This window comes from Rhodococcus sp. IC4_135 (assembly GCF_011602025.1).
GTDB lineage: Bacteria > Actinomycetota > Actinomycetes > Mycobacteriales > Mycobacteriaceae > Rhodococcus_F > Rhodococcus_F baikonurensis.
Genome location: NZ_JAAOLG010000002.1, coordinates 55,326 through 76,131, shown reverse-complemented (window position 1 = coordinate 76,131; position 20,806 = coordinate 55,326). Strand labels below are relative to the sequence as shown.

Here is a 20,806-nt window from a genome sequence, read left to right as displayed (position 1 = left end):
ATCATGTTCGGACGCAAGAAGAAGACAGACGTCGACGAGGAACCCACCAGCTTCTTCGGTGACGAGAACGACGAGTCGGTGGAGGTCGACGAGGTCGACGACGATCTCGATGCCGCCGGCGACGAGTTCGGTGACGAATCGGAAGGCCCCTACGACATCTCGGAGATCGATTCCGACGATCCGACGGCAGGCCGTGACGGTCAGCGCCTGGATCTCGGATCCGTTCTGGTGCCGATGCCGACCGGCGGACAGTTGCAGGTCGAGATGGCGCCCAACGGTTCGCCGCAGGCCGTGCACCTGGTCACCGAGCACGGTCGCGTCACCGTAGCCGCTTACGCCGCCCCGAAATCACCCGGTCAGTGGCGAGAGGTCGTGGCTGAGCTCGCGCAGTCGCTTCGCGACGACAATTCCGCGGTGAGCGTCGAGAACGGCCCGTGGGGCCGGGAACTGGCTGCTGTGACGGCCAACATGGACCTGCGGTTCATCGGCGTCGACGGTCCGCGATGGATGGTGCGCTGCGTCGTCGCGGGTCCGAGCGGATCCACAGCCGCGAACGCCCCGCTGGTCGCAATCGCACGCGACATCCTGCGCGACACCGTCGTCAACCGAGGATCGGAGCCGCATCCGGTGCGGACACCGCTGCCCGTCGTGCTCCCGCAGGTACTCGCCGAGCAGTTGGCCGCCGCACACGAGCAGCAGCTGGCGGCAGCTCAGCAGCAGCAGGTCGCCGCCCAGCAGCAACAGCAGGCAGCTCCACCCGCTCCGCCGGCACCCCCGGCGCGACCGACCCCGCCGCCTCGTAGCGGCGAATCCGGTTCTGCCATGCAGCAATTGGGTCAGTAACAGAGTTTTCTTCAGGCGCTCGCGGTGGTATCGGATTCGATCGCCGCGAGCGCTTTGATGCAGGTGGCCCCCAGAACAGCGGGATCGCGCCCGATCATGTCGAGCGTCGTCGTGGCCACTGCGCCGCGGGGCAGTGCCGCCGCCCAGCTTTGCGCTACCGCCGCGGGATGAACCGGATCGTCCACCGCCGACGCAATGCCGACCGGAACGCCCACCGCCCGTAGCTCGCTCTCGCCGAGCGAGTGGTACGACGCAGCCTCGTCGAGTGCTGCCGGGAGATCGGGCCACTGCGAGCGCCAGGAGCGCTCGAGTTCGACTCCGAGCCATGCCGGACTCGACGCGAGCATTGCCGCGATCACCGCCTCCAAACCTTCGGAGCGCAGTTGCCCTGCGGTGAACTTCGCGCTCGCCGCAGCGGGTGCGTCGTCCGCCGACCCGATCCAGGCCGGAAGCGCTGCCAACACGCTCGCGGTTCGATCGGGGTTCGCGGCGGCCCACTGGAGCGCAACGGCCGCCCCGATCGAGACCCCTCCGACGATGATTCGGCCGTACGTGTCCGCGGCGCTGTTCATCGCGTCCAGGTAGCCGTCCACGACACGCCGAGGGTCCGGTTCAATTGCGACGATGCGCACACCCAGAGCCGCCAGCGGCGCCCGGAATGCGCGGTCCGCGAAGTGGGCGTCAGAGCCTGTACCTGGGAGAACGACGGCAACGGTCGCCGATTCTGAGTTCTGCATCTTTTGATCTTGCCCGGTGCCCCCGAGACGCGGACTGACCGGTGTGGTTACACGCTCGTAATGGGTCTACAGTGGCGATCACACAGCCCTTCACGTGACGCGAAACCCTTGCGTCACACATGTTCGCAGGAGCGCGCAATGGCACCCGCCGCCGCAGGATATTTTCGTCGACTGACCCAGCGTCTGACCGAGGACGTCGACCAGTTGGACGCCCAGGAAATGGCCGAGTCCAACAAGGCTTCCGGAGGTCAGAAGGCGTGCGATTGTCGTCGCGGTGAAGAAGTCACGATGGTGGGCCGACTCCGCAGCGTCGACGCGTGTCCCAAGTCGGGAAACGCCAGTATCGAGGCCGAGTTCTTCGACGGCACCGAGGTGATCAATCTCGTCTGGATCGGGCGTCGCCGGATCCCGGGTATCGAGACCGGTAAGACCCTGCTGATCCGCGGTCGTGTGGGCGAGCGTGACGGTCGCAAGGCGATCTTCAACCCTTACTACGAACTGCGCGGCGAATAGGCGCGTTTCCCGCATTTACCGTGCAACTCGGTGACTGTGGCACCCTCGACAGGTGACTGAAACACAACAGCGATCGGTAATAGACCAACTCGGCGGGCTGAGTGGTCTGATCTATTCGTCTTTGCCGATTCTGATTTTTGTCCCGGTCAACAGCATCTGGAACCTCACTGCGGCGATCTGGGCCGCATTGGGCGTCGCTGTCGCTATCGCGGCCTGGCGCCTCTTTCGCAAGGATTCCCTCCAACCCGCTATTTCCGGGTTTCTCGGAGTCGGAGTTTCCGCGTTCATCGCCTATCGCACCGGCGATGCCAAAGGATATTTCCTCTTCGGTATCTACACGAGCCTCGCCTACGGTGCGGTCTTCCTGATTTCCATCCTCGTGCGCTGGCCACTCGTCGGAATCATCTGGGGCTATCTCAACGGGCACGGCAATCTCTGGCGTAAGCACAGCTCCGCCGTCCGGCTCTACGACATCGCGACGGCGGCGTGGGCGCTGGTCTTCGGCGCGCGGTATCTCGTTCAGTCACAGCTCTACGACACCGACCACACCGGATGGCTCGCAGTCGCCCGCATCGGCATGGGGTGGCCACTGACCGGTTTGGTGCTGCTCGTGACGGTCTGGGCGGTGCGTAAGGCCGATCGCATCGTCGAGCCGGAACCTGTTGTGGGGCCCGAAGGCAGCGAGCCCACCGCAACGGACGAAGGGTCCGAAGAGGTGGGCTCGGTGAATCCGACGAAGCCGCGCGAAGACCGCGATCTCAGCTGATCAGGTCCTGGTACTCGGGGTGCTTGTCGAGAAACTTCACGACGTACGGGCAGACCGGGTGAACCTTGAGGCCGCGCGCGCGTAGGTCGTCCAAGGCTTGGCGGACGAGAACCCCGGCCAATCCGAAACCTTCGAAGGCCGGGTAGATCTCGGTGTGGTTGAACGAGACGACGTCACCGGACGAGGTGTAGTCCTCGATGCCGGCGAGGTCGCCGTCAGCATGGATCTCGTACCGGCTCTGGCTTGGATTGTCGGTGACTACGGTGTTTTCGGGTGCCTGTGCCATGAGTTTCCCTTTCGTGTCGGTGTGCTCGTGTCAGTTTTCGAGACGGAGTGCTACGCGCAACTGATCCTCGGCGTCGACGGCCGCAACGAAGAGCAGTTCGTCCCCGCCTTCGATGGGATCGTCCATCTGCGGGACGATCACGCGTCCGCCACGCAGAATGGTGACCAGTGCGCAATCTCGCGGCAGTTCGAGTTTCTTGACGGCCTTGCCCGCGAGCGGTGTGTTGTCGGGCAACGTGATCTCGACGAGGTTGGCCTGTCCCTGCCGCAGCGTCATCAGTTTGACCAGGTCACCGACGGAGACGGCTTCTTCGACGAGCGAAGCGAGCATCCGTGGTGTCGAGACGGCGACGTCGACGCCCCACGACTCGTCGAAGAGCCATTCGTTGCGGGGATCGTTGACGCGGGCGACAACTCGGCGAACACCGAACTCGGTCTTCGCGAGCAGACTGAGAACCAGGTTGGCCTTGTCGTCTCCGGTCGCGGCGATCACGACCTCGTACGACTCCATCGACGCGTCCTCGAGTCGGCTGAGTTCGCAGGCGTCCGCATGTACCCACTTCGCCTCGGGCACCGACTCCGGTTCGATGTGATCGAGCTTGCGTTCGATCAGCATGACGTCGTGTGAGCTTCGAATCAGCTCACGCGCAATGGAGCGGCCTACGGCGCCGGCTCCGGCGATGGCGACCTTCATCGAGAACTTCCAATCACGTTGTAGTGCAACACAGTCGCAGATTTGTTGTGAGGGGCGGCGTGCGGTTCAGTCATCTGCGGCCTCCCTCAGTCGTCGCTCGGCGGTGGGTTGCCGGCCAGCGCGACAGCCTCGGCGACGGTTCCCGATACGGCCGCGATGTAGACCTGGTCGTCGGCTTGGATGACGGTCTTGCGATCGGGGAGAACGCCGGTCCCGAAGCGGATGACGAAGGCGACTCGCGAACTGGTCGCGCTCTCGAGGAGGGAGATCGGCTTTCCGGCCCAATCCTCGTGCAGGGCAAGTTCGGTGATGGCAACGGTGCCCGAAGGATCGCGCCACTTCGCCGTCTGACTTTCCTTGGTCAGTGTGTGCAGGAAACGATCCGTCGACCACGGCACGGTGGCGACCGTGGGAATGCCGAGCCGTTCGTAGACGGCGGCACGCTTGGCGTCGTAGATACGTGCGACGACGCGCTCGACGCCGAACGTCTCGCGCGCGACGCGTGCTGCGATGATGTTGGAATTGTCTCCCGAGGACACCGCGGCAAAGGCGTCCGCGCGCTCGATGCCTGCCCGGACCAGCACGTCACGGTCGAACCCCATTCCCAGAACCTTGGTTCCCGGGAAGTCGAGATCGAGACGCAGAAACGCACTCTGATCGCGGTCGATGACGGCGACCTCGTGTCCGATCCTGGTCAGAGATGCGGCGAGGGACGAACCCACCCGACCGCACCCCATGATGACGACATACACGCCCTACTCCGTTCATGGACCCTCGTGGCGCGATTGCACGCCGAATCGAACGGTACAGCCCCTCACGGGAAGAGCAAGTACAACGGTCGCCTGCGTGCCGGTTGTCACGACAAAAGGTGAAGTTGGGGCGCTGATGACTCCGAATCGGGCGAGACGGCTTACGCTTTGCACGTGTCTAAGCTCTCGACCGCTACCAAGCGGCTCCTGCTCGGTCGGCCGTTCCGAAGCGACAAACTCGGGCACACGCTGCTACCCAAGCGAATTGCACTACCGGTCTTCGCGTCCGACGCGATGTCATCCGTCGCGTACGCCCCCGAAGAAATCTTCCTGGTTCTCTCCGTCGCGGGTATTTCCGCGTACGCGTACACGCCCTGGATCGGATTGTCCGTAGCCATCGTCATGGCTGTGGTGGTGGCGAGTTACCGCCAGAACGTCCACGCCTACCCGTCCGGTGGCGGCGACTACGAGGTCGCAACGGTCAACCTGGGCCCGACCGCCGGTCTGACCGTCGGTAGTGCGCTGATGGTCGACTACGTGCTGACGGTCGCGGTGTCGATATCGTCGGCGGCGTCGAACATCGGTTCGGCTCTACCGTTCGTCGCGCAGCACAAGGTGCTGTTCGCGGTCGCCGCGATCGTGTTGTTGACCGCGGTCAACCTTCGCGGTATCCGTGAATCCGGCACGGCGTTCGCGATTCCGACGTACGCGTTCATCGTCGGTATGTTCCTGATGCTCGGGTGGGGATTCTTCCGGATCTACGTCCTGGGTGAGGACGTGCACGCGGAATCGTCGTCGTTCACGCTGAACGCCGAAGACTCGCATCTGTACGGAATTGCCTTCGCGTTCCTGATAGCTCGCGCATTTTCCTCGGGCTGCGCCGCCCTGACCGGCGTCGAGGCCATCAGCAACGGCGTACCGGCGTTCCAGAAGCCGAAGTCGCGCAACGCCGCCACGACCTTGCTGCTGCTCGGGTCGATTGCCATCGTCCTGCTGATGGGCATCATCATCCTGGCTCAGAAGATCGGCATCGTCTACGCCCACAATCCGCAGGAACAGCTGGTCGGAGCCCCGGAGGGCTACCACCAGAAGACCTTGATCGCGCAGATCGCCGAAGCCGTGTTCAGTGGTTTCCCGATCGGATTCTTCTTCATGGCAATCGTCACGGCACTGATCTTGGTTCTGGCCGCGAACACCGCGTTCAACGGATTCCCGGTACTCGGATCGATCCTGGCGCAGGATCGGTACCTACCGCGTCAGCTGCACACCCGCGGCGACCGGTTGGCGTTCAGCAACGGAATTCTCTTCCTCTCCGGTGCCGCTATCGCATTCGTCGTGGTGTTCGGCGCCGAAGTCACCAAGCTCATCCAGCTGTACATCGTCGGCGTCTTCGTCTCGTTCGTGCTCAGCCAGACCGGCATGATCAAGCACTGGACTCGGCATCTGAAGTCCGAGACCGACAAGTCTCAGCGCGCCCGCATGCAGCGTTCGCGAGTGATCAATTCGATCGGTCTGGCAATGACCGCCACAGTCTTGATCATCGTTCTGATCACCAAGTTCGCGGCCGGCGCGTGGATCGCCATCGTCGCGATGGTCGCGATCTTCATCGTGATGAAGATGATCCGCAAGCACTACGACAGCGTCGCGGCCGAGCTCGAGGAGCAGGAGTGGGACGGTGTGCTGCCCAGCCGCACGCACTCGATCGTGCTCGTCTCGAAGCTGCACATGCCGACCATGCGAGCTCTCGCCTACGCGCGAGCCACGCGACCGGACACCCTCGAAGCCATCACGGTCAACGTCGACGAGCCAGACACCCGTGCACTTGTGCGTGAGTGGGAGAAGAGCGACGTGACGGTTCCGCTCAAGGTGATCGAATCGCCGTACCGCGAAATCACCAAGCCGGTTCTCGACTACGTCAAGCGTGTACGACGCGATGCCCCGCGTGACGTCGTCACCGTGTTCATCCCCGAGTACGTTGTCGGACACTGGTGGGAGCAGATCCTGCACAACCAGAGTGCGCTCCGCCTCAAGAGCCGCCTGCTCTTCCAGCCCGGCGTGATGGTGACGAGCGTTCCGTGGCAGCTGAGTTCGTCGGCCAAGGCGAAGCCGCTCGACATCGAGAAGACCGCCGGCGCCACGCGTCGCGGTTACGACACCGGCGAGAAATGATCACCGGCGAGAAATGATCACCGGCGAGAAATGATCACCCGCGAGAAATGATCGGCAACATCGAAATGGCAGGCGTAGTTCGTTGAGTGAGAATTGGACCGGGCAGACCTTCGAGGTCGATCTGGGCAACCCCGGTCACGGCGGGTTCGTCGTCGCCCGGCACGAGGGGCGGGTCGTGTTCGTCCGTCACGGTTTGCCGGGGGAGCGGGCGCTGGTCCGGGTGACCGAGGACAAGGGCGGATCGTTCTGCCGCGCCGACGCTATCGCCGTTCTCGACGCATCTCCGCATCGCATCGATCCGACCTGCCCGATCTCCGGCCCGGGCGGGGCAGGCTGCTGCGACTACTCGCACGCGGATCTGAGCGTCCAACGTGAGATGAAGACTTCGGTCGTGCGGGAGCAGCTTCTGCGACTCGCTCGCGTCGAATCGGACGTCGAGGTGGAGGAACTGCCCGGAACCGGAGACGGAACGGGTTGGCGCACGCGAGTCCGGTTGGCGGTGGACGGGCACGGCGTCGCCGGATACCACGCGTACCGCAGCAGCCGGATCGTCACCGACTTGCGGTGCACTCAGATCGATCAGAGCGCCTACGACGGTCTCGGCGGCCAGCAATGGACGCCGGGCAGTGAGCTGCAGGTCGTTCTCGACGCCACCGGCGAGCGGCACGTCGTGGAAATCGCCGCGCCCGCTGTGTCCAAGACGGGACGACGGACTCCGGGGCGTCGCGGCGCCATGGCACGCCGAGCGGCAAGCGGCGGTCCGCGAAAGACCCGCGTGGCCATCGGATCGGACACAGTGATCGAGCGCGTCGGCAATCGAGAATGGGCGTTGTCCGCCACGGGTTTCTGGCAGGCCCATCGCAGTGCTGCGAACGCGTACTCACAGGTGGTCGGAGATTGGGCCGGAGCCGCTACCGACGGCACGGCCTGGGATCTCTACGGCGGAGTCGGGGTTTTCGCAGCTGTGCTCGCCGACCTTGTCGGGCCGTCCGGGGTCGTGGAGTCCGTCGAATCCTCGGCGCGAGCAGTCTCCGACGGACGGGAAGCGCTCTCGGATCTCGGTCAGGTGCGCTTCCACAGTGCCCGAGTCGAGAACGTTCTCCCGGATCTGGAGCGATCGCCTGCCGTCATCGTGCTCGATCCGCCACGAACAGGGGCGGGTCGTCCGGTCGTCGAAGCGCTCGCCGCAACTGGCGCCGAGCGGATAGTGCACATCGGCTGCGACCCCGCGTCGTTCGGTCGCGATATCGGTCTCTACCTGGAGCAGGGCTTCGGAATCGGCGGCCTCCGGGCGTTCGACGCCTTCCCGCAGACTCACCACATGGAATGCATCGCGCTCCTCGAACGCTGACGCGTGCCGAATTCTTTCCCCGAACGGGTGTGACGCTTCTCGCGTTCACAACAGTTGCTTGCATTACGCAACTAATCGTATAGTTTCGTTCTGCAAGTAGTTTTCCGTTTTCAAGTCACGGCTCGTTCGGGCCACTCGAATTCAGGGGTAGGCAATGTCGGTACAGCCGGAGACGGCCCAGGCGCTCGTCGACACGATCTTCATGTTCGGCAGATCGCTGCGAACCGCGGTCACCACCGGTGCAGACAGCCTGCTGCCGCCTGCACTGGTCAGCGTGTTGTTCATGCTGGCAGCGCGGGGGGAGTGCCGACAGAACGAATTGGCCGTCGATCTGTGTGTCAGTCAGTCGTCGCTCAGCCGACAAATGTCGGATCTGGTCGACGCGGGGTATGTCGAGAGAAATCCCGATCCGGCTGACAAACGGGCGTTCCGCATCCGAGTATCGGAAGAGGGACACGACGTTTTAAGGAAAACCACGCAGCGGCGTGCGGCGCGTTTGCGCAACATGCTCGAAGACTGGAGCCAGGAAGAGGCCATGGCCGCAGTGACATCGCTGCAACGTCTCAACGAGACGTTCGGCGCATCGAATCGGCAGGCCTCACCGGCAGTTCCGCACACGGGCGTAGAAAGTATTGGGAGATAAGGCACATGGCAGCAACAGTTGGAGAAACCCGGGCAAGTACCGGAGGTGACGGATCGCCCCGCGAAGCGGCCGCGATGACTCACCGCGAAATCCTCGAGGCACTCACCGGCCTCATCGCAGCGCTGTTCACCGCGCTGCTCAGCAGCACCATCGTTTCGACCGCGCTTCCCACGATCATCGGCGAATTGCACGGAACGCAGACTCAGTACGCCTGGATCATCACCACGGCACTGCTCGCCACCGCGGCATCGACGCCGATCTGGGGCAAGCTGGCCGACCTGTACAACAAGAAGGTCCTGGTCCAGACCGCGATCGTCATCTTCGTGATCGGTTCGGTCATCGCCGGCGCGGCACACAACGTTCCGTTGCTGCTCGGTGCACGTGTCATCCAGGGCATCGGTATGGGTGGCCTGACCGCACTCGTCGTCGCCATCATCGGCACGATCATCCCACCGCGAGATCGCGGTCGCTATTCCGGATACATGGGTGCGGCCATGGCCGTCTCGATGTCCGGCGGACCGATCCTCGGCGGCGTACTCGTGGACACTGCCGGCTGGCGCTGGTGCTTCTACGTGTGTGTCCCGTTGGCAGTCATCGCACTGTTCCTGCTTCAGCGCACACTGCACGTCGAGACAGTGAAGAAGGACAACGTCTCCATCGACTGGATGGGCGCCACCCTGCTCACCGCCGGTGTCAGCGTCCTGCTGATCTGGGTGTCGTTTGCCGGCCAGGACGACTACTACGCCTGGTTCTCGAAGGAATCTGCCTTCTTCGTCATCGGTGGTCTGGCCCTGCTCGGCCTGACGATGTTCGTCGAATCCAAGGTCAAGGATCCGATCCTGCCGATCAAGATCATCACCGAGCGCACCACGGCTCTCGCCATCATCGCCTCGATCGCCGTCGGTGTCGGCCTCTTCGGCGCGACGACCTTCCTGACGCAGTACTTCCAGACCGCACGCGGATTCGATCCCACCGAAGCCGGATTGCTCACCATCCCGATGGTCGCCGGTATGCTCGTCGCTTCCGTCGGCTCGGGACAGTTGATCACCAAGTTCGGCCAGTGGAAGCCCTTCATCGTCGCCGGCGCAGTCCTGCTGCTTGTCGGTTTCGGACTGCTGTCGACGATCGACCACGCCACCAGCCTCTGGACCATCGGAATCTTCATCGCCATCGTCGGTCTTGGTACCGGCATGTTGATGCAGAACATCGTGCTCGCGGTGCAGAACACGGTCAGCGTCGAGAACATCGGAGCGGCCAGCAGTATCGTGGCGTTCTTCCGCACCTTCGGCGGCGCGATCGGTGTTTCGGTGCTCGGGTCCATCCTTGCGACCCGCGTCAAGACACTGACAGTCGATTCGGTGTCCACCTTGCCGCCCGAGCAGCAGGCGGTAGCCGGAAAGAGCCTGCAGGACGGCCTGGATCTGAGCAACATGCCTGACTTCGTCTCGCAGATCGTCCGGTTCGCTTACGGCGACGCAACAGGTCGGATCTTCCTGGTCGCAGCCGTAGTCGCGGTGGTAACGCTCGTGTCGGTCATCTTCATCCCGAACCGTCCGCTGCGCACCACGATCGATCTGGCAACCCCCGACGCAGAGCAGAAGTTCGAGGAAGAGCGCGAAGAGAAGAACCTCACTCGCTGATCCGCATGCCCGGCTGGTCTACTGCCGGCCGCGTCTTCTGAATTACTTCTGTCACGCCATAGCCCATCGAACGCGGACCGAGATCGATTCTTCGATCTCGCCGCGTTCGACGGCTAGCGGGGCGGAATCCGCTTTCATCGCCGCGACACGCCCGCGCATCGGCGCGATCTGGTCGAAGTCCTCGAGCACCTCGAGGACTTCGACCAGATCTTTGTCTGCGAGGTCTGCGAACTGCCTGGCCTTCGATTCGGCTGCCGTCCACGCCAACTCGCGTGCTCTTGTCGCCAGATCGCTGCGATCGTCGAGATCGAACTCCAGTCCGTCCAGCCGGATCGCATCGCCGCCCACCGATACACATGCTGCGATGACGGCTGCAGGGGAGTTCGCCGCTGCCGGCTCCAGTTCTCGCAGGACGACTCGAAAAGTTGTCGAGGCCGTGAATCCCGTTGTCTCCTGGCGGCCTCCGTCACTCCAATGAGTTTGCGGATGGACGCTCAGTCCGGCGGTGGTGAGGTCCGCTCCGCGTACGCCGCGCGAGTGCAGGGTCTCGGTCAGAGCGCTGGACAGCCGCGCGACGGCGTCGAATGCGTCGGAAACGGCTGTCTGTGTCACCGATACTCCGATCGTCAGCCGCACGATGTCGGGAACAGCTGTAGCAGTGGCGGTTCCGGTGACCGTGACAGTGGACGGCTCCGAGGTGAGGGCGGTGGTCGGCATGTGTACTTCCTATCCGATTCGTCCGGCGGATATGACACTCCGCAACATCAGGTCCAGTTGCTCGTAGGCTCCTGCCGCAAGTCGTTCGAGCAGTGCAAGTTTCAACTCGGGTGCCTGCGCGGTCAGTTCTGCGTATCGCTCCGGTGTCAGGACGGCCACGGTGACCGTGGAATCGGCGCGAATGTCGTTGAGGAAGGGGGTGTCGAGGAACATCGTCATCTCGCCGAACGTCATTCCGGCGGAGAGCGTCGTGATCCGGTGCTCGACCCCGTGTGCGTCCGTGAACATGGTGCTGACCTGGCCACTGAGAATCAGGTAGAACCCCGAGGCCGATTCACCTCGGCGGGCGATCTTCTCACCGCGGGCATAGGTTCGCGTCTCCAATTCGGCCGAGAATCCCTCGATCTGTGCCGCGGACAGAGCATCGAGAACAGGGTGGTCCTCGATCGAGATCGTCGACGCCTGACGATCGGCTTCACAATGCACCGCAAGCAACGTGTCTTCGCACCACTGCATGGCGGAATCGAGGTCCGCAAAAACCCGACCACTTCTTCTATCGGGGTCGATGCTCGAACTCCGTTGTCCCAGTAGTCCTTGCGGATCGACGACCGCCACTGCGCAGGCTTGTTCGGCCAGCTGAACCTGCAGCGCAGTGATCATCCGCACCGCGACGTCGCTCGCGTCGTCGACGCGGCGGACGTCGATGACGACAACTTCGAGACCTTCGTCCACCGAGCCGATTTCGCGGACCGCCGATTCGGCACCGGTGAAGAGGAGGTCGCCGTGCAGCTCGTAGACTCGGCTGCGCTTGCCGACGTCGTCGAGCACAGCCTGTTCGGTCGGGGTGCGTCGTACTCGCGACGGCGCTTCGATGACGCTGTATCTGGCTCGGATCGAGGAGCGTGACGCCCGCGTCACGTGGAGGAAGTGCAGTTCGAGTTCCTTCGACAGTGCCCGGGCGGAAGCAACTCCGCGAACGCTGTTTCCGTGAACGTCGAGCCGGGGGGAGTACACCGCGATGCCGATCTGGCCCGGCAGAACGGCCAGGACTCCGCCGCCGACGCCGCTCTTGGCCGGTAATCCGACCTCTACCAGCCACTTTCCGGCGCCGTCGTACATTCCGCAGGTTGCCATGACACTGAGGACCTGTTCGACGCCCGCGGGAGCCAGCGCACGCTCGTGGGTGAGCGGATTGACACCGTTGTTCGCCATCGTCGCAGCCATCAGACTCAGATCGCGGCAGGTCACGTCGATCGAGCATTGACGGAAGTACAGGTCGACGGCCTCGTCTGGATTGCCGGTGATGACGTCGAAGGATCGCAGCATGTGTCCGATCGCGCGGTTGCGGTGACCGGTGCGCGCCTCGGAGGTGTAGACCGACTCGTTGAATGCCAGTTCACGGCCCGCGTACCTCGAGTACGCCGAGCGGATGCGCTCGAAGCGGGCCTCGGGATTCGGGCCGGCAACCAGTGATGCAGCGGTGATCGCCCCCGCATTGATCATGGGGTTTCGTGGCCGTTCGGTGAGCGGGTCGAGGCTGATTTCGTTGAACGGCTCGCCGGATGGCTCGACGTCGATTTTCGCGGCAACCGCCTCGCTTCCCCGATCGGCGAGAGCCAAGGCGTAGGTGAAGGGTTTCGAGATCGACTGAATGGTGAACGGGATTCGCGAGTCACCGATCTCGTAGACGTAACCGTCGACGGTGGCGATGCAGATTCCGAACGAATCGGGGGCGACCGCCGCGAGTTCGGGGATGTAGTCGGCCAACTCGCCCTCGTCGAGTGATCGGACTTCGTCGAACACTCGCGTTATCAGGTCGTCGACCACAGTTCCCATACGTCGACCTTAAGCTGACATGGCGGTCGTTTTGTGGAACAAGAGTTGTCGAGTCGATTGCGACGGATCCCATTTGTCTGTGATTGCGATCACGAGCGATCCGTGGGATTTCGCTGTTACGCGAAGTCACACCGGAATCGGGCCGAGTCCGCGTGTCGGTTCGCCGGAACGCTCCGTAGACTGGCAGCACTGTCGCGAAGACAGCCGCGGCGCGCACCGGTGCAGCTGTGAAGCACGGAGGGAGCGATCTCGTTGGGTGTTCTTGCCCGCATTCAGGGTCCTGACGATCTACGTCAGTTGAGCCACGCCGAGATGACGGAGTTGGCCGACGAGATTCGTGAGTTCCTCGTGCTGAAGGTCGCTGCGACCGGTGGTCACCTCGGGCCCAACTTGGGCGTCGTGGAGTTGACCCTCGCACTGCACCGAATTTTCGACTCGCCGCAGGACGCGATCATCTTCGACACGGGCCATCAGGCCTACGTGCACAAGATCCTCACCGGCCGTCAGGATCAGTTCGACACCTTGCGTAAGCAGGGCGGACTGTCCGGATATCCGTGCCGCGCCGAGAGCGAACACGACTGGGTCGAGTCCTCTCACGCTTCCGCCGCTCTGTCCTATGCCGACGGACTCGCCAAGGCCTTCGCGTTGACGGGTCAGAATCGCCACGTTGTCGCCGTCGTCGGTGACGGCGCGCTGACCGGCGGAATGTGTTGGGAAGCCCTCAACAACATTGCGGCGGGCAAGGACCGTTCGGTGGTGATCGTCGTCAACGACAACGGTCGCTCGTACGCGCCGACCATCGGCGGGCTCGCCGACCATCTCTCGGCACTGCGGACCGCACCGAGTTACGAGCGCGCGCTCGACAGCGGCCGACGCCTGGTCAAGAGACTGCCCTGGGTCGGGCGCACCGCGTACTCCGTCCTGCACGGAATGAAGGCCGGTCTCAAGGACGCGGTCAGCCCTCAGGTCATGTTCACCGATCTGGGTATCAAGTACCTCGGACCGGTGGACGGACACGACGAAGCCGCCATGGAATCGGCGTTGCGCCGGGCGAAGGCTTACGGCGGGCCGGTCATCGTTCACGCCGTCACGCGCAAGGGCAACGGTTATGCACACGCCGAGAACGACGTGGCCGATCAGATGCATGCCACCGGCGTCATCGATCCCGTCACCGGTCGCGGCACCAAGTCGTCGGCGCCGGACTGGACGTCGGTCTTCTCGGCCGCATTGATCGAGCAGGCTTCGCGTCGTGAGGACATCGTCGCCATCACCGCGGCCATGGCCGGGCCCACCGGACTCGCGGCCTTCGGTGAGAAGTTCCCCGATCGGATGTTCGACGTCGGGATCGCCGAGCAGCATGCGATGACCTCGGCCGCCGGCCTGGCGTTGGGCGGACTTCACCCCGTCGTCGCTATCTACTCGACGTTCCTCAATCGAGCTTTCGATCAGTTGTTGATGGACGTCGCTCTGCTCAAACAACCGGTGACGGTCGTGCTCGACCGCGCCGGGGTCACCGGAGTCGACGGCGCCAGCCACAACGGCGTCTGGGATCTTTCGCTCCTCGGAATCATTCCCGGGATCCGCGTCGCGGCACCGCGTGACGCAGACACGCTGCGCGAAGAACTGGACGAGGCGCTTCTCGTCGACGACGGCCCGACGGTCGTACGGTTCCCGAAGGGTGCTGTACCCGAAGCTATTCCGGCAGTGAAGCGACTCGACGGAATGGTCGACGTTCTCAAGGCCAGCGAGGGTGAGCGCGGCGACGTGCTCCTCGTCGCGGTGGGCCCGTTTGCATCCTTGGCGCTCGAGATTGCCGAGCGCCTCGACAAGCAGGGCATCTCGGTTGCCGTCGTCGATCCGCGGTGGGTTCTGCCGGTCGCGGATTCGCTGGTGAAGATGGCGGACAAGTACGCGCTCGTGGTCACCATCGAAGACGGCGGTCTGCACGGCGGCATCGGTTCGACGGTCTCGGCTGCGATGCGTGCCGCCGGCGTGCACACGTCCTGCCGTGACATGGGCGTTCCCCAGCAATTCCTCGATCACGCCAGCCGCGAAGCCATCCACAAGGAACTCGGACTCACGGCTCAGGATCTCTCGCGCAAGATCACCGGCTGGGTGGCGGGGATGGGCAGCGTCGGCGTCCACGTCCAGGAAGACGCGTCCTCGGCGTCGGCTCAGGGTGAAGTCGCGCAAGGCTGACAGCTCGTCTCGCAATAATCTCGAAAAGCGGTGGCCCTCGGACCAATCCGAGGGCCACCGCTTTTCGGTGTGAAACCGTGAGATCTCGCTACTGGACGGATTCGAGCGTGCTGCCTCGCGTTTCCTTCACGAACCTCAGGACGACGAACAGCGACAGTAGCGCCATGACGGCGTATCCGGCGTAGGTGTAGGACAGATTCCAATCGGCCAGGGCCGGGAATGTCCAGGACACCAGGAAGTTCGCGACCCAGTTGGTGGCGGTCGCAATTCCCACCGCTGCAGCACGCACGCGGTTGGGGAACATTTCGGAGATCAACACCCAGACCACCGGGCCCCAGGACAGAGCGAAGAAGAAGACGAATGCGTTGGCTCCGATGAGTGCGATCGTGGCGTTGGCCCCGGTCAGCGTGGCCACGGATTCGCCGATCTCGTTCTTCGTCACTGTTGCCGAATGGAAACAGAAGGCTGCGGTACCCAGTGAGATGGCCATACCGGCAGAACCGACCAGCAACAGCGGCTTTCGCCCGACCCTGTCGATGACGGCGATGGCCACGAACGTGCCGACGATGTTGACCAGAGCGCTCACGACACTGATGAGCAGCGAGCGATCGGCCCCGAATCCGACTGCCTGCCAGAGCGTGCTCGAGTAGTAGAAGATCACGTTGATGCCGACCAACTGCTGCAGTGCAGCCAACGCGATGCCGACCCACACCAGATGCGAGACGCCGAGCCGCTTCGAGAAGAGTTGGCGGACTGTGGTCTTGGCCTGCTTCTCCGTCAGTGATTCACGAATCTCGTTCATCCGTTCGGTGACGGCGTCGTGATCTCCGCCTTCGAGGTCGGAGATGATCTTGCGAGCTCGATCGTCCTTGCCCTGCGCCACGAGGAATCGCGGAGACTCCGGAATCGTGGTCGTCATGATCAGGTACAGGACTGCGGGAACAGCCTCGAGCATCAGCATCCACTGCCAGGCTTCGAGGCCCGCGATCTGATTGCGATCACCGCCGGCCGCAGCTTGGAGGGCATAGTTGACCAACTGCGACACGGCGATTCCGAGGACGATCGCCAACTGGTACATCGAGCCGAGGCGTCCGCGAATCGCGGCGGGGGAGATCTCCGCGATGTATGCCGGGGCGATAACTGATGCGAAACCTACGGCCAGGCCGCCGACCACGCGCCAGAACGTGAGGTCGTAGACGCTGAACGGAATTGCGGAACCGACGGCGCCGATGATGAACAGCACCGCGGCTATCTGCATGACGCGGATGCGGCCGAGTCGGTCTGCGAGTGTGCCTGCGATCCAGGCGCCGAGTGCTGCGCCGAGCAGAGTCAGTGAAACCGTGAGCCCGGTGCCCGAGGCGCCGATGTCGTACTTGTCTCGGATCGCACCGACTGCCCCGTTGATGACGGCGGTGTCGTATCCGAACAGAAAACCGCCGAGCGCGGCGGCGCCGGCGAAGAGCACTGCGTGTCCGACGTCGGCGCGAGTAGCGCCGGATCCACCGCCGGAGGCGGTTCCGCTGAATGCCATTCCTGCCCCCTCAAAGGCCCTACGGTCGACACCCCGATGCGCCGATCCATCCGCGAGCACTCTGCACGCTACGCCCACCGGAGGAGATTTGGCGGGGACTCACGCGCCGTTATCCAGCTGAGTCCATTCTCGCGTCGAATCAGGCCGACTCAGAGATGAGGTATTGATTGCAGTGACTATGCAGACAATCAGGCAGGCGCAGGTGAGATGGGTTTATTCGCCCGCGAGACGCTCGGCTCTGGCCGCGATGTCCTCGAGATCCTTTGCCATGAATTTCCGGGTCACCCGCGCGCCCAATCGGCCGAATACTGCTGTGAAGATCTTCGAGATACGTGACGTGGATTCGGATTCACCGGAGAAGTGCATCTCGAGGATCGTGCCTGCGGCGTCAGGCTTCAGAGTGAACCCACTCGTGTAGTTCATGCCGTGGGAGTTGGCTTTGACGACCGTGCGGGTAGGAGCGTCGACTTCGGTCACCCACATGTCCTCGGTTGCTTCCTTGCCCATCATCTTCCGAGTCTCACGCCACTTGGTACCGACGGCGTAGCCCTCTCCGGCGAGCCGTTCGATACGGATCACGCCGGAGAGGGTCTCGGCAGCATTGTCGAGGTCCGTGAGGACCTGCCACACGGTCTCTGCCGGTGCTTTGACGTGCCTGGTTACGGAGATCGAAAGTTCAGCCATGCGGGTGAGCATAAAGACCGTGACCGACACTGCGTCTTTTCTAGGTGGTTGCGCGCTTCGCGGCTTCGCTCAAGGTCGGTGTGATCTGGCCGAGGACCCACGGCGTGCTCAGGACGTTGACGTTGCTCAGTCCGCCGATGACGCGGGTGTCGCTGAGGAATGCGGTGGATCCGCGCTTGACCGCGTCGAGTCCACCGACTGCGGGTATGCCGGACGGATCACCGGAACCGTCGGTGAAGCCGACGATCACATCGGCGTCGATGTCGGCGATGTTCTCGTAGGAGATCGTCTTGAAGAACGATCCGCCTGCGTTGTCCGCGGCGAGCTTCTCGACGCCTGGTGCGTTGACGAACCCGAGTTCGGTCAGCACCTGGACGCGCGGATCGGTGGGCAGGTAGACGTTGATGTTGCTCGAGTCGGTGTCGAAGTTGACCACTGCCAACGTCTTCCCCGCGAACTCCGGGTGGGCTGCGGCGGTATCGGCGAGAGTAGCGTCGAGGCCGTCGACGAGCTTGTCGGCCTCTTCGCTCTTGCCGACTGCCTCGCCGACGATGCGGGTCTGGTCCTGCCAGGACGTCTGCCAGGCAGCGCCGGGGTAGGCGGCCGTCGGTGCGATCTTGCTCAGTTGGTTGTAGACGGATTCCTCGAAGCCCTCGTACGGCGCGAGGATGACGTCGGGTGTCAACGACGCGATGGACTCGATCGGCGGTTCTCCGCTGGCCGGCATGTCGAAGAGCGTGGTCTTGTCCGCGTCGAAGTAGTCCTGCGCCCAGGGCATCACGCCGTTGTCGTCCGCACCGTAGGTGTACTTGGGCTGTCCGACCGGAGTCAGATCGAGTGCGTACAGGATGTCCTGCGCGTTCCATCCGAGAGTGACGAGGCGCTCGGGCTTCGATTCGATGGTCGTGGTGCCGAAGGTGTTCTCGATACTGACGGGGAATCCGTCCGTACCTTGTGCGGTCGTCGAGGTGTCCGTATCCGAGGAGCACGAGACAAGGGCGGTGACTGCAATTGCAGCGGCACCGAGGGCGGCAAAGCCTCGAACAGAAGTTTTCATGAAGGGCAGCCTAACCTACTGATTTTCGGCAGCCAAACGAAACCGAGTGCGCTGTTTATGCAGGTGGGGGTGAGATGTGGGCCGGGTTTCACGGGCCCCCGTTTCGGTGGGCGATACTGTCCCGGTGCGATCACAGCAAAAGATTCTCGCCGCCGTTCTCGGACTGATCGAAGGCGGCGGATTCGAGGCTGTGAACATTGCCGCGGTTGCCACTGCGGCCGGTGTCTCGCGTCAGACGGTGTACTCGATTTTCGGAACGCGAGAAGAGGTCGTCTCCCAGGCGATGGGCGGTCTTGCCATCGAGGTGCTCGGGGAGATCACGGCACAGGTGGAGTCGGTCGACACGGCGTGTGACTATGTCGTCGAATTCATCGTTGCCGCGCGAACTGCCGTGCGTGCTCACCCGGTTCTGGCGACACTGCTTCTCGCAGAACGGGGAAACCCCGTCTTCGACGTCGAAATGATGAGTCGAGCAATACCTTTCGCTACTCAGATGCTCACTCCGATGGTCGAACGTGGTCTCGCCACGGACGTGGAACTCGACGAGATAGTGGAAATTGCCGTGCGTCTCGGACTTTCGGTTGTCGCCTTCGACAGTGAGCTCGTCCATTCCGACGACTCCCTGCGCGCCTTTCTCGCGCGGTGGCTCGGGCCCGCAATTCGGTCGACCTCGTAGTTCCTCGCCTACTTCGTCAAAACCTTGACACTAGATCGTCAGAGTGTCTAGTTTTGGCGTGCCCGGAATTCTCTGGCGACATTCTTCGAGGGAGCACCAGTCATGTCCGGAGTGAAACGTAGGTCATTTTTGGCCGGTACGGCTGCCGTGGGAGTCGCGATGACGGCGCCACGCACTGCCAAGGCTGCAACAGGGATTCCGCTGACCCGTGAGGAACACCGTGTCGTCGTCGTGGGATCGGGATTCGGCGGCGGGGTCACGGCTCTTCGCTTGGCCGAGGCAGGGGTTCCGGTCACCCTGCTGGAGAGAGGGATTCGGTGGCAGACCGGACCGAATGCCGAAACTTTTCCGCATCCCGTCAGCCCGGACAAGCGCATCCTCTGGCATCAGTCCAACCCGACTCTGTTCGGTAGGCCGGCGATCTTCGAGCCCTATGCAGGCTTGCTGGAGACGGTGACGGGCGAGAACATGACAGCGATCTGCGCAGCCGGTGTGGGCGGCGGATCGCTTGTGTACCAAGGGATGACACTGCAACCGGAAGAAACGGTCTTCAACGCACACTTTCCGGAGGAACTCGACTACGCACGAATGGACCGCGTCCATTACCCGCGGGTGGCGCGGATGCTGCGGGTGGAAACTGCACCCGACGAACTGATTTCCAGCCCCAACTACGAGGCGGCACGCGTATTCGCGCGTAACGCAACGCGTTCCGGTCTACCCGTGTCGAAGATTCCGATGCCCATCGACTGGAACTACGCGCTGGCCGAACTGCGGGGTGAGATGAAGCCGTCGTACACCAACGGTGACGGCGCACTCGGGGTCAACAACGGCGGCAAGCATTCGGTGGACGTCACCTACATTGCGGCTGCGGAAGCGACCGGATTGGTCGAAGTGGAGACTCTGCACCAGGTCACCGACGTCGAGCGGGCAACCGACGGGCGGTGGCGTGTATATGTGGACCGGACCGATATTTCGGGCAAAGTTCTCGAGAACAAGATTTTGACGACGGAAGCGCTCGTCATGGCTGCGGGCAGCATGAACACCACCAAACTCCTGGTCCGCGCAGCGAAAACGGGGCGGATCACGGATCTGCCCGACGAACTCGGCGCAGGATGGGGGACCAATGCCGATCGGATCTACATCTGGTCGGATCTCGCCGAGAATTTCGGTGCGACCCAGGGTGGACCGGTCGTCTACGGCAGTCGGAATTGGGAGGACCCGCACAACGCGTTCACCGTCATTCAGGCGTCGTTCCCGCCGGTGGCGTTCGACGCTCACAGCACGGTAATGGTCGGATTCGGTGTCAGTACCGACCGAGGTCGGTTCGTGTACGACTCGGTGCGGGGTGAGGCGGTGCTCCATTGGCCGAAGGACGGGGATTCGGCGATCCAGCAACGCCACATCGGGCCGGCGGCCCATCGGATCGCGGCCGGAGGTCTCCTGACCGACACGAACGCGATACTGCCGTCCACCTGGCATCCTCTCGGCGGCGCCTGCATGAACTCGGTGTGCGACCTCGATGGCAGGGTTCTCGGTCAGCGTGGGTTGTACGTGCTCGACGGTGCTCTGCTGCCGGGCAACTCCGCCGCGTGCAATCCGTCGATGACCATTGCCGCCGTCGCGGAGCGTGCGCTCGAGAACATCGTGAAAGACGATGTGGGAATCCTCTTCTGAGTCTGCACAAACGCCACGGACGGCGTACCCGAAGGCACGCCG

19 protein-coding genes are annotated in these 20,806 nt (G+C 63.3%); 10 read left to right on the top strand and 9 right to left on the bottom strand.

Annotated elements, in window-relative coordinates:
* Nucleotides 1–3: 3 nt before the first annotated feature.
* Complete coding sequence (locus G8767_RS05165; protein WP_124569730.1) at nt 4–843, top strand: DUF3710 domain-containing protein; 840 nt, start codon at nt 4–6, stop codon at nt 841–843.
* An 11-nt stretch (nt 844–854) separates the two neighbouring features.
* Here G8767_RS05165 and G8767_RS05160 read toward each other — a convergent pair whose 3' ends face one another.
* On the bottom strand, nt 855–1,580 hold the full coding sequence (locus tag G8767_RS05160) for a hypothetical protein (protein WP_095970532.1): 726 nt from the start codon (nt 1,578–1,580) through the stop codon (nt 855–857).
* A gap of 138 nt (nt 1,581–1,718) precedes the next feature.
* Between G8767_RS05160 and G8767_RS05155 the strand changes: the two genes are divergently transcribed.
* Together G8767_RS05155 and G8767_RS05150 are read left to right on the top strand one after the other, a co-directional pair.
* Nucleotides 1,719–2,093, top strand: coding sequence for an OB-fold nucleic acid binding domain-containing protein (locus G8767_RS05155; protein ID WP_003942613.1), 375 nt, complete (start codon nt 1,719–1,721; stop codon nt 2,091–2,093).
* Nucleotides 2,094–2,145: 52 nt separating this feature from the next.
* Nucleotides 2,146–2,859, top strand: coding sequence for a DUF3159 domain-containing protein (locus G8767_RS05150; protein ID WP_166809543.1), 714 nt, complete (start codon nt 2,146–2,148; stop codon nt 2,857–2,859).
* Here G8767_RS05150 and G8767_RS05145 read toward each other — a convergent pair.
* From G8767_RS05145 to G8767_RS05135, 3 genes are all read right to left on the bottom strand, one after another.
* Nucleotides 2,852–3,145, bottom strand: a complete 294-nt coding sequence (locus G8767_RS05145; protein WP_166809542.1) for a GNAT family N-acetyltransferase — start codon at nt 3,143–3,145, stop codon at nt 2,852–2,854. The two genes, G8767_RS05150 and G8767_RS05145, sit on opposite strands and share 8 nt — an antisense overlap.
* Before the next feature lie 30 nt (nt 3,146–3,175).
* Complete coding sequence (locus G8767_RS05140; RefSeq protein WP_003942632.1) at nt 3,176–3,838, bottom strand: TrkA family potassium uptake protein; 663 nt, start codon at nt 3,836–3,838, stop codon at nt 3,176–3,178.
* 86 nt (nt 3,839–3,924) lie between these two features.
* Nucleotides 3,925–4,590: a TrkA family potassium uptake protein gene (locus G8767_RS05135; protein WP_095970529.1), complete on the bottom strand. Its 666-nt coding sequence runs from the start codon at nt 4,588–4,590 to the stop codon at nt 3,925–3,927.
* Nucleotides 4,591–4,761: 171 nt separating this feature from the next.
* On the opposite strand from G8767_RS05135, the gene G8767_RS05130 reads away from it, so the two are divergent.
* The 4 genes from G8767_RS05130 to G8767_RS05115 all read left to right on the top strand — a co-directional run bounded on the left by G8767_RS05130 (nt 4,762) and on the right by G8767_RS05115 (nt 10,390).
* Entirely contained in the window at nt 4,762–6,756 is a 1,995-nt protein-coding gene (locus tag G8767_RS05130; RefSeq protein WP_095970528.1) for an APC family permease, read from the top strand.
* An 82-nt stretch (nt 6,757–6,838) separates the two neighbouring features.
* Nucleotides 6,839–8,107 carry a TRAM domain-containing protein gene (locus G8767_RS05125; protein ID WP_166809541.1) on the top strand — a complete coding sequence of 423 codons (1,269 nt, stop codon included), beginning with the start codon at nt 6,839–6,841 and terminating at the stop codon, nt 8,105–8,107.
* A 154-nt stretch (nt 8,108–8,261) separates the two neighbouring features.
* Complete coding sequence (locus tag G8767_RS05120) at nt 8,262–8,750, top strand: MarR family winged helix-turn-helix transcriptional regulator (RefSeq protein WP_166809540.1); 489 nt, start codon at nt 8,262–8,264, stop codon at nt 8,748–8,750.
* A gap of 5 nt (nt 8,751–8,755) precedes the next feature.
* Nucleotides 8,756–10,390, top strand: coding sequence for an MDR family MFS transporter (locus G8767_RS05115; RefSeq protein WP_185564972.1), 1,635 nt, complete (start codon nt 8,756–8,758; stop codon nt 10,388–10,390).
* Between the two features lie 51 nt (nt 10,391–10,441).
* Here the strand turns inward: G8767_RS05115 and G8767_RS05110 are convergent, their stop codons facing one another.
* On the bottom strand, nt 10,442–11,107 hold the full coding sequence (locus tag G8767_RS05110; protein ID WP_166809539.1) for an SIMPL domain-containing protein: 666 nt from the start codon (nt 11,105–11,107) through the stop codon (nt 10,442–10,444).
* Nucleotides 11,108–11,116: 9 nt separating this feature from the next.
* Complete coding sequence (gene glsA, locus G8767_RS05105; protein WP_166809538.1) at nt 11,117–12,943, bottom strand: glutaminase A; 1,827 nt, start codon at nt 12,941–12,943, stop codon at nt 11,117–11,119.
* Between the two features lie 252 nt (nt 12,944–13,195).
* Here glsA and dxs point away from each other — a divergent pair, with 252 nt between their 5' ends.
* Entirely contained in the window at nt 13,196–15,142 is a 1,947-nt protein-coding gene (dxs, locus tag G8767_RS05100; protein ID WP_166809537.1) for a 1-deoxy-D-xylulose-5-phosphate synthase, read from the top strand.
* 88 nt (nt 15,143–15,230) lie between these two features.
* Here the strand turns inward: dxs and G8767_RS05095 are convergent, their stop codons facing one another.
* From G8767_RS05095 to G8767_RS05085, 3 genes are all read right to left on the bottom strand, one after another.
* Nucleotides 15,231–16,673 (bottom strand): sugar porter family MFS transporter, encoded by a 1,443-nt coding sequence (locus G8767_RS05095; RefSeq protein ID WP_124569724.1) that lies wholly within the window; start codon nt 16,671–16,673, stop codon nt 15,231–15,233.
* A 213-nt stretch (nt 16,674–16,886) separates the two neighbouring features.
* Nucleotides 16,887–17,357 (bottom strand): SRPBCC family protein, encoded by a 471-nt coding sequence (locus tag G8767_RS05090; RefSeq protein ID WP_166809536.1) that lies wholly within the window; start codon nt 17,355–17,357, stop codon nt 16,887–16,889.
* 40 nt (nt 17,358–17,397) lie between these two features.
* On the bottom strand, nt 17,398–18,414 hold the full coding sequence (locus G8767_RS05085) for an iron-siderophore ABC transporter substrate-binding protein (protein ID WP_124569723.1): 1,017 nt from the start codon (nt 18,412–18,414) through the stop codon (nt 17,398–17,400).
* 124 nt (nt 18,415–18,538) lie between these two features.
* Between G8767_RS05085 and G8767_RS05080 the strand changes: the two genes are divergently transcribed.
* Together G8767_RS05080 and G8767_RS05075 are read left to right on the top strand one after the other, a co-directional pair.
* Nucleotides 18,539–19,090, top strand: coding sequence for a TetR/AcrR family transcriptional regulator (locus tag G8767_RS05080; RefSeq protein WP_166809535.1), 552 nt, complete (start codon nt 18,539–18,541; stop codon nt 19,088–19,090).
* 102 nt (nt 19,091–19,192) lie between these two features.
* Nucleotides 19,193–20,764, top strand: a complete 1,572-nt coding sequence (locus G8767_RS05075; RefSeq protein ID WP_166809534.1) for a GMC oxidoreductase — start codon at nt 19,193–19,195, stop codon at nt 20,762–20,764.
* Nucleotides 20,765–20,806: the final 42 nt, after the last annotated feature.

Coding starts and splice junctions, on each gene's coding strand:
- G8767_RS05165 (WP_124569730.1), top strand. CDS start 4: ATGTTCGGACGCAAGAAGAAGACAGACGTCGACGAGGAACCCACCAGC.
- G8767_RS05160 (WP_095970532.1), bottom strand. CDS start 1,580: ATGCAGAACTCAGAATCGGCGACCGTTGCCGTCGTTCTCCCAGGTACA.
- G8767_RS05155 (WP_003942613.1), top strand. CDS start 1,719: ATGGCACCCGCCGCCGCAGGATATTTTCGTCGACTGACCCAGCGTCTG.
- G8767_RS05145 (WP_166809542.1), bottom strand. CDS start 3,145: ATGGCACAGGCACCCGAAAACACCGTAGTCACCGACAATCCAAGCCAG.
- G8767_RS05140 (WP_003942632.1), bottom strand. CDS start 3,838: ATGAAGGTCGCCATCGCCGGAGCCGGCGCCGTAGGCCGCTCCATTGCG.
- G8767_RS05120 (WP_166809540.1), top strand. CDS start 8,262: ATGTCGGTACAGCCGGAGACGGCCCAGGCGCTCGTCGACACGATCTTC.
- G8767_RS05115 (WP_185564972.1), top strand. CDS start 8,756: ATGGCAGCAACAGTTGGAGAAACCCGGGCAAGTACCGGAGGTGACGGA.
- G8767_RS05110 (WP_166809539.1), bottom strand. CDS start 11,107: ATGCCGACCACCGCCCTCACCTCGGAGCCGTCCACTGTCACGGTCACC.
- glsA (WP_166809538.1), bottom strand. CDS start 12,943: ATGGGAACTGTGGTCGACGACCTGATAACGCGAGTGTTCGACGAAGTC.
- G8767_RS05095 (WP_124569724.1), bottom strand. CDS start 16,673: ATGGCATTCAGCGGAACCGCCTCCGGCGGTGGATCCGGCGCTACTCGC.
- G8767_RS05090 (WP_166809536.1), bottom strand. CDS start 17,357: ATGGCTGAACTTTCGATCTCCGTAACCAGGCACGTCAAAGCACCGGCA.
- G8767_RS05085 (WP_124569723.1), bottom strand. CDS start 18,414: ATGAAAACTTCTGTTCGAGGCTTTGCCGCCCTCGGTGCCGCTGCAATT.
- G8767_RS05075 (WP_166809534.1), top strand. CDS start 19,193: ATGTCCGGAGTGAAACGTAGGTCATTTTTGGCCGGTACGGCTGCCGTG.